This is a genomic window from Mesorhizobium sp. Root102, from assembly GCF_001425625.1.
Taxonomy (GTDB): Bacteria; Pseudomonadota; Alphaproteobacteria; order Rhizobiales; family Rhizobiaceae; genus Mesorhizobium.
The window spans coordinates 121,792-134,794 of sequence record NZ_LMCP01000008.1; the positions used below are offsets into that span (position 1 = coordinate 121,792).

At 61.6% G+C, this 13,003-nt stretch carries 14 protein-coding genes and 1 pseudogene; 6 read left to right on the plus strand and 9 right to left on the minus strand.

From position 1 onward, the window contains the following. Positions 1-45 precede the first annotated feature (45 nt). From ASD12_RS09465 to ASD12_RS09490, 6 genes are all read right to left on the minus strand, one after another. The gene (locus ASD12_RS09465) at positions 46-804 is read right to left on the minus strand and encodes a metallophosphoesterase (RefSeq protein ID WP_056584612.1); all 759 of its coding nucleotides are present in this window, start codon (positions 802-804) and stop codon (positions 46-48) included. Between the two features lie 238 nt (positions 805-1,042). After that, entirely contained in the window at positions 1,043-2,890 is a 1,848-nt protein-coding gene (locus ASD12_RS09470; protein WP_244482809.1) for an AAA family ATPase, read from the minus strand. Positions 2,891-3,302: 412 nt separating this feature from the next. After that, the gene (locus ASD12_RS09475; protein ID WP_056584615.1) at positions 3,303-4,139 is read right to left on the minus strand and encodes a metallophosphoesterase; all 837 of its coding nucleotides are present in this window, start codon (positions 4,137-4,139) and stop codon (positions 3,303-3,305) included. Positions 4,140-4,319: 180 nt separating this feature from the next. After that, positions 4,320-4,664 carry a DUF6634 family protein gene (locus ASD12_RS09480; RefSeq protein ID WP_056584618.1) on the minus strand — a complete coding sequence of 115 codons (345 nt, stop codon included), beginning with the start codon at positions 4,662-4,664 and terminating at the stop codon, positions 4,320-4,322. Between the two features lie 88 nt (positions 4,665-4,752). Continuing rightward, entirely contained in the window at positions 4,753-6,288 is a 1,536-nt protein-coding gene (locus ASD12_RS09485; RefSeq protein WP_056584622.1) for an AAA family ATPase, read from the minus strand. 8 nt (positions 6,289-6,296) lie between these two features. Beyond that, complete coding sequence (locus tag ASD12_RS09490) at positions 6,297-6,638, minus strand: DUF6634 family protein (RefSeq protein WP_056584625.1); 342 nt, start codon at positions 6,636-6,638, stop codon at positions 6,297-6,299. 202 nt (positions 6,639-6,840) lie between these two features. Here ASD12_RS09490 and ASD12_RS09495 point away from each other — a divergent pair, with 202 nt between their 5' ends. From ASD12_RS09495 to ASD12_RS09510, 4 genes are all read left to right on the plus strand, one after another. Further along, positions 6,841-7,104, plus strand: a complete 264-nt coding sequence (locus ASD12_RS09495) for a helix-turn-helix transcriptional regulator (protein ID WP_056584628.1) — start codon at positions 6,841-6,843, stop codon at positions 7,102-7,104. A gap of 864 nt (positions 7,105-7,968) precedes the next feature. After that, positions 7,969-8,274: a metalloregulator ArsR/SmtB family transcription factor gene (locus ASD12_RS09500; protein WP_244482810.1), complete on the plus strand. Its 306-nt coding sequence runs from the start codon at positions 7,969-7,971 to the stop codon at positions 8,272-8,274. Continuing rightward, a complete protein-coding gene (locus ASD12_RS09505; protein ID WP_056584634.1) occupies positions 8,271-8,771 on the plus strand; it encodes an SRPBCC family protein in 501 nt (166 codons plus the stop codon). The genes ASD12_RS09500 and ASD12_RS09505 overlap by 4 nt, the downstream gene beginning before the upstream one ends. Positions 8,772-8,808: 37 nt before the next feature. Continuing rightward, the gene (locus tag ASD12_RS09510; protein WP_056584637.1) at positions 8,809-9,222 is read left to right on the plus strand and encodes an MAPEG family protein; all 414 of its coding nucleotides are present in this window, start codon (positions 8,809-8,811) and stop codon (positions 9,220-9,222) included. A 134-nt stretch (positions 9,223-9,356) separates the two neighbouring features. Here ASD12_RS09510 and ASD12_RS09515 read toward each other — a convergent pair whose 3' ends face one another. Then, complete coding sequence (locus ASD12_RS09515; RefSeq protein WP_056584640.1) at positions 9,357-9,821, minus strand: YidB family protein; 465 nt, start codon at positions 9,819-9,821, stop codon at positions 9,357-9,359. A gap of 130 nt (positions 9,822-9,951) precedes the next feature. Here ASD12_RS09515 and ASD12_RS09520 point away from each other — a divergent pair, with 130 nt between their 5' ends. Further along, positions 9,952-10,209 (plus strand): GlsB/YeaQ/YmgE family stress response membrane protein, encoded by a 258-nt coding sequence (locus ASD12_RS09520; RefSeq protein WP_056584643.1) that lies wholly within the window; start codon positions 9,952-9,954, stop codon positions 10,207-10,209. A gap of 90 nt (positions 10,210-10,299) precedes the next feature. On the opposite strand, the gene ASD12_RS34580 is transcribed toward ASD12_RS09520, so the two are convergent. After that, positions 10,300-10,437: a hypothetical protein gene (locus ASD12_RS34580; RefSeq protein ID WP_162252228.1), complete on the minus strand. Its 138-nt coding sequence runs from the start codon at positions 10,435-10,437 to the stop codon at positions 10,300-10,302. Positions 10,438-10,553: 116 nt separating this feature from the next. Then, positions 10,554-11,441 (minus strand): DMT family transporter, encoded by an 888-nt coding sequence (locus ASD12_RS09525; protein WP_056584646.1) that lies wholly within the window; start codon positions 11,439-11,441, stop codon positions 10,554-10,556. Positions 11,442-11,840: 399 nt separating this feature from the next. Between ASD12_RS09525 and tuf the strand changes: the two are divergent. Further along, positions 11,841-13,003 (plus strand): annotated as a pseudogene (tuf, locus tag ASD12_RS09530) (elongation factor Tu); the annotation flags it as partial.

Here is a 13,003-nt window from a genome sequence, read left to right on the forward strand (position 1 = left end):
CGTTCAAAGGTCTGCTACGGTCAATTCTTCGCCTTCATCCATAAGCTATATCCTCACGACCAGCGCCGGATCAAATGCGATGTTCTCGTCATTGTAGCCGCGCGGATTACAGAGAATGCGCGTGCTGCCGACCTCATAGTCGCAGCTGTCGTGAGTATGTCCGTGCACCCACAAAGCTGGATGTCCTTCCTCGATCACGTTGGACAGATCGCTCGCAAAGGCGGCATTCAGCAAATCCCCCCTGAAGCGCGGAGGGATGGACCGTGCGTGCGGCAGGTGATGGGTGACCACGACCGTGGTGATCGGATCCGTCTTCAGAGCGGAATCGAGGAACAGACGGGATTCCTGATGCATTCGGAATGCTGTCTCCGGCACGAAACGCTGCCAAGGATTGCGCTGTTCCGCGATCAGCTTGAAGTCGTTCATGCGCTCGCGAGCATGGAACATTGCGACATGTGGGTGCCCCTCAATCCGGAAGTCGGTCCATAGCGTCGCGCCGAGGAACCGAACGCCATCGATGACGACGGATTCGTCCTCCAGGAAATGCACGTTCGGGAATCCTGCGGCGGCTTTGCGACCGTCCTCCAGTCCTTCCCGGATCGAGCCTTTGTAGAATTCGTGGTTGCCGGCCACGTAGACGCAGGGCATCGCCGGCGCGATATTCTTTGTAAGCCAAAAGACACCGTTCGCCGGCGCGCGACATAAATCGCCTGCGACCACGCAGACGTCGGCGTCAGGGATCGTGAGAGGCTGGCGCAGGTCCGCGAATTCAAGATGCAAATCTGAGAGCAACCATACCTTCATAGGATTGATTCCTTGGATTTCATTCGCGCAGAAAATCTTCGCCAGGATTCACATCTTGACGCTAATGGATCTCTTCATTCCGATCGCCGACACCTTCGCGGGGTCAAGCGCGTCCTCATTTCGTCAACGACCGCACCCGGCTCGGAACCCCAAAGGTTCTCCGCCTCCAGCCCTTCTTGATGGGATCGACCGCTGTCCTCTGCTCTCGAGCGGCCTTGCGGCCAACGCCACTAGCTTCTCAGGACACACTTTCACTCCGCAGCTCAGCCTCGGTCATGTTGTGATTTTCAGTGCAACCGTCGGCATTGCTAACGAGCTGGGAGACCTCGCTGGCAGAGAGGTAGCCGGATCGATCGAGCGCGGCGGCAACTGCATCAAGGGCCGATCTGTTTTTCGTCAGCAACTCCGCGGCGCCCGCCATCGCACGTTCCAGGCGGTTCTTTACGGCGATGAACAGTCCCGGAACTGTCGTGAGCGGGTCATGCGCACCGTCGGGCAGAAACACGGGGCCGTATTCGCCGAAGCCGAACCTCAGCTCCATCTTCTTTGCGAGTTCGGTGGCGTGGGAAAGATCGGAGCCTGGCGCGCCGCCCGCGCCTGCCGAGGGGCTGCCGAGCACCAGCTCTTCGGCGGCACGACCGGCCATCAGCATGACCAAGATATCGTTGCAATGCTCCGGGCTTGTGCCGCCGTCGACGTCGGCGATTTGGGTCAAACCATCCCAATCGCCGATGGAAACGCCGATGACCTCCATGCGGCCAAGCAAAGTAGCGGCGACAGCGTGGCCTGCCTCGTGCACGGCAAGCCTACGCCGCTCCTCGCAAGACGGAGGCTCCCTGTTCGAGCGGACCTCTGCCAGAAGGTCATCGAGTTGCAGTTCGCGGCGTCCGCGCCTTGCAGCGCCTCGGGCCCTGCGCACATAAGCCTCGACGTCGGCTCCGGTTGCGCCCCGCGCGGCCAAGGCGACGGGTACCATGTTGGCTTCTGGCAACTGGTTTCCGAGATGATAGCGAAAAATCCCGGCGAGCGCCTTCACGTCCGGCCTTGCGATCGCAATCTCGCGATCCAGCCGTCCTGCCCGTTTGACCGCCGGGTCGATCATGTCGGGATGGTTGGTTGCCCCTATGACGACGACGCCCGGCCGCTCGTCGACGCCCTGCAGCAGCTCCAGGAACAAATTGACGATCTGGGACCAGTACTCGACATAGTCCCCGCTCAAGCGCGCCCTGTCGGAAATGCCATCGAGCTCATCAATGAACAGGATGCAGGGCGCTAGCTGGCGCGCCCGCGCGAAAACATCCTTGATCGCCTGTAGCGTGCCCGACAGGTAGCTTGCCGCACTCCAGTCAGCGACGCTGGTCGCGACGAGCGGCACACGTGCCGACTTTGCGAGCGCCCGAGCATAGCTCGTCTTGCCTACGCCTGGAGGACCGGAAAGCAGCAGCCCGCGATTATCCACTTCGTCCCACTTGATGCGGCCTGCCTTGTAGTCCCCGACATCGGCAACCAGTTCGAGGCCCCAATCCTTTGCTGCTCCGTAGCCGTCGAGGTTTTCCAGCGCTGGTCCGTCTGAATGAAACTCTCCCTTCCCAGCGACGAGATCTTCGAGCCTTGCGATACACTCCTCGGGGCTGCGGTCCGGCCGCAGCGCGAGCACCAGATCGGCGATGTCGAGCAGGCGGATGGCCGCTGCATCGATCGATCGCTCCGGCCTCTTGCCCGTGACCGCCTCGATGACGAGCAACAGAGCGCTCTGATCGATTTCCGGCAAGACCAGATGGAACTCCGCCGAGCGCATCAGATCGCGCGGCAGCTGCCGCCGTGGATCGGGCGCGATGCCGATGATCGTCGAGCGCGCATGCAGCGCGTCGGCGACCGAGTCGTTGCCAGAGTCGGGCTTATGGCTCTTTTCGGTTCCGTCCCTGGCGACGATCAGCGCTTCGTCCCGTCCCGGCCTCGATTGGCGGCCGCTGGTCACAATGGAACGCTCGTCCGGGAGGGCGCAAACCTCGATCACCTTGCGGACCGATGCAACGCGGTCGGGCGTAAGGGTGGTGATGGTGACGACCGGCGCGCCGCGCCGCAATGTCCGTGTGAGCCCGGGCTCAGCCTCGACAGCGCGCGCCGTCAGCACCGCAACGGCGGCGAGGTCGGGGCGGATCGACACGCGTTCTTCCGCTGGCGTGTCCATCAGGTCGTCAAGGAGTATTTCGACGGGATCGGATGGGTCGCCCGACCCAGCCCGCAGCATCGGCCTGGAGTGCACGCCCTCCTGCCGGGCGAGGATATCCAGATACGCCCTCGCCAGGAGATCAGTCTTGATGACGTTCGATCTGTTAGCGGCAGCAGACTTCGGCTTGGAACCGGGCATCACGTTCTCTCCGATCGCGGGCATTATAGAAACAGCGGGCGGCACAGCGCTGCCGTCTCCGGCAAAATCACCACGAGCGTCCAAGGCTGCGGACTATCCGGCCTGCAGAGCATGGCACTCCGGGTCTTCACGACAGATCCTCCGTGTCGATCACGAGATCCCACTGAAAGCCGTTGTCGCGCTCGCTTGCGACCCTGAGGTAGCCCATCGGATTACAGACGATCCGCGTCCGGCCAACCCTGATGTCGCTGGGATGATGCGTGTGACCGCAAATCCACAGGGCCGGGGCTGCATCCGACTTCAGGTTTGCCTCGAATGCCTCCTTGCTGCAGGCAAACAGAAAGTTGGTTTCCCTGCCCACGTAAGCCGCAGGCGTGCAATCAGGATGGGGCAGATTGTGCGTGACGACGACCGTTTTGCCGTTGAAAGGGATCGCCAGCTCTCGCTCGATGACGCCGCGCGTCAACAAGTGAAACCCGAGCATGACCTGCGGTGTCAGCAGTTTACTATCGCCAAGCCGGATTCTCGAGAAATCAGCCAGCGTCGAGAGCGCCAATTGCATCCGCAGCGAAAGGCTGGCGTCGTTCACCAGGTCCATCTTGAAATCGGTCCACAGCGTGCCGCCGATAAAACGCACGCCGCCGAGTTCCAAGATGTCGTCGTCCAGGACGTAAAGCCGGTTCCGCCAGGATCGCGATGCCTCGGCCACCTCCTTCATCAGAAGATGGTCGGAAGGTTTCGTTCGCGGCGGCCAGACTCCGCGATTGCCGTAGAACTCATGGTTGCCGGGCACGAAAATCATCGGTAGCTCGTAGCGCTCGATGAGCCGCTGCGCGTGATCGCGGAGGGTGTCGGCAAGGCAGAGGTCGCCCGCACAGACTATGACGTCGGCTTCCGGAGCCTTGTCCACGTACACGGGGTTCTGCATCTCGAGATGGAGGTCGGACCAGATCCAGAGTTTCATGTCAGGCTCCGGTCGACGTTGTTCGTCAAATGCCCGGCTCTCTTGGGCGCCGCAGTGCAAAGGCCGGAATGCCTGTCTGCAGGATCCCTGCTCGTAACGCGCGCCCCACTCCCTGCGAGGCGAGACAGGCTAAGGACTGACCGGGAAGGTGAGGCCGTTTCTTGGCGCGTGCCCTCCATGTCACGAATCCTTCGAGACATCACTGACCGGCCTTCCCAGCCGGTACCAACGGGATGCGGTTCTTCCCAGACCGAGTTGCTCCGAAAACATCCACAGGCCAGACGTCACAATCGCCCGTCCGTTGCCCGGAAGCTTCGGATGCCCTGTAGTCACTCCGGTGAGGCAAAGGGTCGGGCGAAGTGCCAAACGCCATTCCTCCAGGATCGGCGCATCACGCGTGACGCTCAACGCCGGACGCTGGTTAAGACTAACGTGCCAAAGGTCGGCGACCAGAGCCTCAAGCCGGACTCTTTCATCCCCGAAAGCTGTCAAATCAAGATCGATGTTTGGTCCAAAGCGCAGCATGACGTCTCTCTTCTCCAGTCACGGTGGACCGCTGTATCTGCGGTCACTCCCTGCTTATGCCTACCGCAAAGCATTCCGGTTCCTTCGCTCACTGCCGCGGATGATGCCGCTCCCTGGCCTCGACGATCGCTTCGATCAGCCGCTCGAGCTGCCGGATCGAGCCGCCCTGCCAGTTGGCTGACAAAGCTGCGAGTTCGCTTGCATCGAGTGATGTCGCCCAGCGCGAGTCATGGCCGGAATCCGCGTACACGCGTTCGAGAATGCGGGGCGCGAGCACGGCAAGGTGTTCGGGACCAGGCTCGGGAAAGGCAAGGATTCGACATCTGTCCCGTAGCACCGGCGGGATGGTCGTGACGGTGTTCGCCGTCATCAGCCAGGAGACATGGGAGAGATCACAGGCGGATTCGACGTAGGGGTCGAACCAGCGCGACGAGGTTTCCTTCTCGAACTGGCCGATCAAGACGTCGTGAAAGTTGCCGTTGTGGCGACTGGTACCGATCTTCTCAATCTCGTCGAGGACGATGATCGGGCCGGCATTGCGGTGGCGGCGGATTGCCATGACGGCCAGGCTGGGTTCCCCGGAAGACCAGCGCCTTGCCGTCCCGCCAAGCGCGCTGTCGCTCAAGCCGCCGCACGGGACGAGTTCGTAAGGGATCGCCAGCTCTTCATAGAACCGCCTGGCTAGGCGGGTCTTGCCGCAGCCCGGCGTTCCGACAAGGATGGTCGGCCGCAGATGGACATGCTTCCTGCCGACCAATTGCCTTAGGATATCGTCGATTACCGCGGTGGCGTATGGAAACTCTGCCGCAAGCTTGGCTCGCACCGGCGCGAGCTCCGGCGTCACGGGCAACGGCAACGCCACGTTGAGCAGCCCGTCGAATTCCTTGACCACCCGCTTGCCTTCGGAGGTGGTGTCGTTGCCGATCGAGCGGACGACGACGAGCGCGCCGTCCGCCTCTCTGGCCCTCTCGACCGGTTCGTCCAGGAAGTCGTCCCATTTCTCGGCGGCGGGTGGGTTCTTGTCCTTCGACTCTTCGTCCGGTTCCGGCTGCCGGATCGCTGTCTCGAATTCTGCGGCGTAGGCGCAAACGTCGCGCACCACCTTGCTGGGGGGCCACCGCACCGGACCATCTCTATGCATAAAGGCGTAGGTGTTGGCCGCCATGGCCCAGGCCAATGCTCGCGACACGAGTCTGAAGTCGCCATGGTCGCGCACATCGCGAAGCGCCATCGACGCCGTCTCGCCGGCGATCTTTGCGGCGGCGTCCGGATAGCCGTACGAGGCCAGGTAGAACCGGAATCGCAGCCGGGCGGTGTGAGCCGACATGTCATCGAAGCTGGTGGCTTCCCCCAGCGCCGTCTCGACGCGCTGGACGGCCTCTTCGTCCTGGCCGATCGCGAGATCGTCCAGCGCCGCGACCAGTGGTGCGATTTCAAATCGCGGGTTGCGCTTCAACCTTCGCGACAAGCGTTCGGCGAATTCGCGGATGTCGCTCCTGATGTCCTCGCTCAGGAACGGCATGCCCCGCAAGAGCTCCATCTCGGTCGGCAGATGCAGGCCCGCCTGCGCCGCCTTGCGGCGTCGCACGAAATGGCGGTCGTGAGGTGAATCCTTGGCCGTCATTTTCAGCCTCACGCGTCGAGGCCGGTCTGCTCGGCAGGACGACCGAGTCTATACCAACGGCTGAGCGTCCGCGCCCAAGCCCGGTCTTCAGAGAGCATCCATAGGTCCGAGGTGCCGATGAGCCGACCCTCTCCGACGAGCCGCGGATGTCCGGTCGAGAGTCCCGCCAGGCAGGGAACGGCCCGCTGGCCAAGGATCCATCGGTCGAGAATTGGGGCTGCATCACCAGCCATTGCTTCCGGCGGCACGCCACGACGGCAGCGCTCCAAATCAGCGGCCAATGCGAGAAGACGGTCCATCTGGAAGGTGAACATCTCGTCCGATGGCGTTTCGCGGCCAAACAGCAGCATCAAAGCCTCCATGCTCCGATCAAGGATCCGCTTGGGTCGGAATCCTTTGATTCGGGGGAATCAACGAGGCGATTCATACGGCGTCGAAGCGGCGGCGTCCACGACGCCGCAGGAGATTTCTAGGACGCCATAATGCACCGAGCCCAGGGTTTCAGCACAGGACATCTGGAGCGAAGGGGCATCTCCGATGTAGAGAAGGCGAATGGATGTCCCGAACGAACTCTTGAGGGCAGCGCGTGTTGCCCTCGGCATCGGCCAACGAGAGCTGGCGAAGCGCACCGGAATCGGTCAGCGCACCATCCTGCGCATCGAGCGCAATGACGAAACGGTTACGTTGGAGACCCGCCGCCGGCTGCAGGGCGCTTATGAGGACGCCGGCGTTACGTTCATTCCCGACGATGGTGTGTCGGGGCCGGGACTTCGGGTGCGTCGCGAATTGCTCAAGCAGGGCAATCTGAGATTTTGATCGCACTCGGGTGGCTCACGAAGAATGTCAATCAATTCCCTGCTCGCCTAGCTATCGGGAGTGGGAAAGCGGACCATTTTGCGGATTGAAAGGAATGAGCGCATCGCGGTCAGGACGCTGCAGCGCGTGCCAACGCCTGGAAACGGCGGTAGTCCCGCCGGATTGATGACGCGCTGCTGGACCATTCCAGGGTTTCCTCATGTTCCTGATGAGAGCGGCGATCGAAGTCGTTGGGTCCAGATATGGCCATGCAAGGCGTCGGCGTTGGGGAGGGCGTTATCGTTATGTCGGACGGTCGATGACCGGTGGTGGCACGTACCGGTGAGCCTTGGGTGTTGAGTGAGATTCAAGGCGCCCGTCAGGGGACTGATTTGCCACCGCCACCAAGTGATTGAAATCGCCGACTTGGCTCCGAACTTTGGTCTCCTAAATACCGAACTGAAAAGGCCGCGCTTGATTGCCTCCCGCTTTCAGCCGAGGCCCCGGTCACAGAGAAAGCGCCGGAATTTGTGGCTTACTGACCCAAATTGCAGTATGTTCGGGTCTGCGATATCTGGGATACAGATCGGGACCAAATCTGGGATACAGCGCGAGGAGCTGGTGGTACGATAGTCAGGGAAAACAAGGGGTTGGCGGCAGTTTGGCGCCCGCTGCCGGCGCCAATTGCGCCCGCTACCCGCTCCAGATTGCCTTCTGAATCTTTTTCCAAATTTCGCTTAACGCCGATTTTGCCCGAGCCACTGGTGTCACAGCCGTGTCTGCGCGCTGTCGTCATTGCGCTGTCTTCCCAGCCACTCGGCGGGGCCTCGCAGAGAATTGACAGAAAAAGCACATTTACATAAGATCGCGTTAGTGCAGACTAACGTGAACAGCTGGACAGCGCTCGGCGATCCGACCAGGCGCACGATCTTTGAACTGCTGGTCGAACACCCTTGTTCGGTCGGGGAGTTGGCTCGTGCCCTTCCGGTCACCCGGCCGGCGGTCTCGCAGCACCTGAAGGTCCTCAAGGATGCCGGCCTTGTGGCCAATACGCGCTTCGGCAAGCAACGTATCTACCGGGTCGATCCGGAAGGCCTGGCAAGCCTGCGCGCCGAACTGGACCGGTTCTGGGACAAGACTCTTGCGGCCTACAAGGTGGCCGTCGAACAATCGTCGAAGGAGCAGAAATGAGCACGCATCAAGGTCCCACGCTTGTGAGACACTCCGTCGTCGTCGAGGCTCCGATCGCAAAGGCCTTCAAGGTCTTCACCGAGGACTTCGGCAGTTTCAAACCTAGAGAGCACAACATACTCGCAATGCCGATCGCCGACACGGTCTTCGAGCCTCGAGTCGGCGGTCACATCTATGACCGAGGCGTCGACGGCAGCGAGTGCCGGTGGGCCCGGGTGCTGGCCTACGAGCCGCCCAACAGACTGCTTCTGAGCTGGGACATCAGCTCTCAATGGCAGATTGAAACCGATCCGGACAAGACCAGCGAGTGGGAAGTCAACTTCACGGCGGAGACGGATAGCCGGACCCGGGTCGAGATCGTGCACCGGAATCTCGAACGGCATGGCGAAGGTTGGGAAGGTGTACGCGGTGGCGTTGGCAGCGATCAAGGCTGGCCACTTTACCTGCAGCGCTTTCACGACCTTTTCACGCGCCAGGCGACCCTGACGGCCGCGTGACAGCCATAAGGATTCAATCGAAGAATCGGAGGGAAGAATGCAAGCTTACTGGCTCAGCATCGTCGGAACGCTCGCGCTTTGCCTTTTGTCGGTCCTGCTGGCGATATACTCGGGCTCATCCAAAGGCCGTCTCGGAGTGCTTTCAGGCCCCATAGTCCCGGCAGACGACGACAACATGCTCTACAGGATCGACCGCGTGCATATGAATTCGGTCGAGGCGCTGGCGCCCTTCGTTGTCCCGGCTTTGCTGGCGATGATGGTTGGTGTCGATCCCGCCACGCTGGCAGCGATCGTTTGGCTGCATCTGGCGATCCGGGTGGTTCACCTGGGAGTCTACATTCGCGGCGGCAACGCTGCCAAGGGAGGCAGTGTCAGGACGATCCTCTACGTCTCGGGAGCCGTCGTCACGCTTGTCCTCGTCATTGTAACGGGGTGGGCAGCGATCCAATGAACCGCCGCGCAGCGAGCCTGCAATCGAGCGGGGCCGTATTGTCATGCATCTGCATATGAGGTTGCGCAAATGACAGACGAACGCTGCGCGGCAACGTGCGCAGCGTTCGTGGAATAGGAACTGTCCGCGACGCGCTAGCTGTTGAACGCGGATGCGACCTGGTGCTGCTGCGGCACCTGGCCGTTCGGCGTCAGCTTGTCGACGATGCCGGGCAAGGCAGTGGACAGTTGCTTGAGCAGTTCCTGCTCGTCCATTCCGGTCCGCTGCGCGATCTCGCGAATGATCTGCGGTCCGATCGCGGTGCCGAGATCGTTGGCGTTGATCGGCTGGTTCTGGCCGGTGCCGACCCAGGAGTCCGCGGTATTGCCGTGACCGGCATCCCGGAGCTTGTCGAGCAGACCGCCCAGTCCGCCGAGCAGGCCGCCGTCGGCTGACGTGGTTTCCGTTGGGGCAGGGCCGGTTGGAGCAGGAGCGGGAGACTGCTCGGGCTGTTCGGCATTTCTGCCGCTCAGCATTTTTCCGACCAGCAATGCGCCGAGAGCGATCATCAGTGGTTTGGTGATGTTGCCGCCGGGAACGGCATTGTCAAAAAGTCCCATAGTGGATCCTCCATTGCGACCAAGCCCGACCCCTCCTCAACAATGGAGCATTCTGGCGCAATTTCAAGTTGGCTTGAGGTTTTGACAATCCTATGAAAATGTTCGGCCGGCGGGGGATGGAGAGGAAAAAATGTCAATCATCAGCTGGATCATACTCGGCGTCATCGCCGGCTTTCTGGGCAGCAAGATCGTCAACAAGAGCGGCCAGGGCATGATCATGGATATCGTGCTCGGCATCGTCGGCGCCATTGTCGGCGGCCTGATCTTCAGTGCCTTCGGCGCTTCGGGCGTCACTGGGCTCAACATCTACAGCCTGATCGTTGCCGTGATCGGCGCCGTGGTCGTCCTTTGGGCCTACCATCAGTTCAGCGCAAAGCGGACGCTTTAGGCGCCAGCCTGATCGTCTGAAGTTTCGAGAACTGTTGCTGCTGGGAGAAAGAAGAACGGCCTAGGGCCGACACACCCAGCAGCGGCTCCCCTATGGCATCAACACGACGTCGGCGGCGGCGAAAAAGATCAGCGTTCCCGCGACGAACACCGCCCAGCCGACAAGCGACTTGCGGATGGCGGCCTTGTGCTCGGCGTCGGAGTTCTTGTGCCGGTCAAAATCCGTCATGGGGAACCTCCCTTGGTTGATTGATCATGGCGTCGATTGGACGGCTCTTCGCCGATTAGAAGATCTTTTTCGACGCGGCAACAGCTCGTGCGTGAGCGCCTGCCCGGATGCTGAGGCTATGCGACGACGGCCAGCCTGCGCTGGCGCTGATCCAGCGCGACGATGGTCAGCCCGCTGCCGACAACCAGCAGGATGCCGCAGACCGCCAGCGCGTTGGGGAATTGCCCGAACACCACAAGGCCTGAAATGACCGCCCAGACGGTGAAGCTGTAGTAGAACGGTGCCACGGCGCTGGTCGGTCCGACGCGATAGGCCATGAAGATGAAGAAGTGGCCGAAGATCAGGAAAAATCCAGCACCGGCCATCAGCAGCAGATGGTGCGTCCCGGGCATGATCCAGCGTTCGGAAACCAGATGCGCGGCACCGGCGCCGATCAGCACCACCACGACGGCGGAAATCGCCACGATCATCCCCGGCACCTCGGCCGAGACCCGCCTGCCGGCAAGGTCGCGTGCTGCTGCAAGCGCGGCGTTGCCGAGCGCGAGCAAGGCATAGACCGAAATGCCTTGCATGGTCGGCTGCGCCACCATCAGGGCGCCGATGAAGCCGAGCCCGATCAGCGCCATGCGCTGGCCGCCGATCCGCTCGCCAAACAGGATCGAGGAGCCGACCAGCATCAAGAGCGGCGTGATCTGTCCGAGCGCGGTGGAATCCGCGATCTGCATGTTGGCGAGCGCGACGACATAGCAAAGGATCGCCGCCATCTCGAGCAGGTTCCTGCGCAGCACATGGCCGTCGAAGATCAGCGGAATCTGCTTGCCGTAGCCGAGCGCGAACAACAGCGGGAAGCCCCAGAGCGCTGCCGCAGCACCCCGCAGAAACAGCACTTCATAGGAAGGCAGGCCTGCCGTCGCGAGCTTCATCATCGTGTCGTTGACGAGATACGACCCCGTCGAGACGATCATGAACAGCGGGCCGCGGATGGAGGCAGGGATGAAATGCATCCGGTCACAAAATCAGACCCCGGTAATGATCGCAATGGGCCATGGCCTGGCCTTGAATCAGACAGGGCGGGCAAGCAGGCCAGCGCTATCGCGGCTTCGATCGCTCGGCCCGTCACCCATTTCATTTCACCCAGAGCCTTCCTATATCAGCGCCACATCCCCGCAATCGGATCGATGGTTCGGACTGAGTGAGACGGCACCCAGCCAAAAGACGCTTGTGTTTTTTGGCCTTTGTCGCTAATCGCCCCGCATTCGACTGAACTGAAGGTCCAGGCCGTCCAAGGAAAGAGACTATGGCAAAAGGTAAATTCGAGCGTAACAAGCCTCACGTGAACATCGGCACGATTGGCCACGTCGACCATGGCAAGACGTCGCTGACGGCGGCGATCACCAAGTATNAAAGGTAAATTCGAGCGTAACAAGCCTCACGTGAACATCGGCACGATTGGCCACGTCGACCATGGCAAGACGTCGCTGACGGCGGCGATCACCAAGTATTTTGGCGAATACAAGCGCTACGACCAGATCGACGCTGCCCCTGAAGAAAAGGCGCGCGGCATCACGATCTCGACGGCTCACGTTGAATACGAGACGGCCAACCGCCACTACGCTCACGTCGACTGCCCCGGCCACGCCGACTATGTGAAGAACATGATCACCGGTGCCGCGCAGATGGACGGCGCGATCCTGGTCGTGTCGGCCGCCGACGGCCCGATGCCGCAGACCCGCGAGCACATCCTGCTTGCCCGTCAGGTCGGCGTGCCGTCGATCGTGGTGTTCCTCAACAAGGTCGACCAGGTCGACGACGCCGAGCTGCTCGAACTGGTCGAGCTCGAGGTTCGCGAGCTTCTGACCAAGAACGAGTTCCCCGGCGACGACATTCCGATCGTCAAGGGTTCGGCTCTGGCGGCTCTTGAAGATTCCGACAAGAAGATCGGCGAGGACGCGATCCGCGAGCTGATGGCTGCGGTCGATGCCTACATCCCGACGCCGGTTCGTCCGCTCGACAAGCCGTTCCTGATGCCGATCGAAGACGTGTTCTCGATCTCGGGCCGCGGCACGGTCGTGACCGGCCGCGTCGAGCGCGGCGTGGTCAAGGTTGGCGAGGAACTTGAGATCATCGGCATTCGTCCGACGACCAAGACGACCTGCACGGGCGTCGAGATGTTCCGCAAGCTGCTCGATCAGGGCCAGGCTGGCGACAACATCGGCGCGCTGCTGCGCGGCGTTGATCGTGAAGGTGTCGAGCGCGGCCAGGTTCTGGCCAAGCCCGGCACGGTGAAGCCGCACAAGAAGTTCGTGGCCGAAGCCTACATCCTGACCAAGGACGAAGGTGGCCGTCATACGCCGTTCTTCACCAACTACCGTCCGCAGTTCTACTTCCGCACGACCGACGTGACCGGCATCGTGTCGCTGCCGGAAGGCACCGAGATGGTGATGCCGGGCGACAACATCACGGTCGATGTCGAGCTGATCGTGCCGATCGCCATGGAAGAGAAGCTGCGCTTCGCTATCCGTGAAGGCGGCCGCACCGTCGGTGCCGGCATCGTCGTCACCATCAA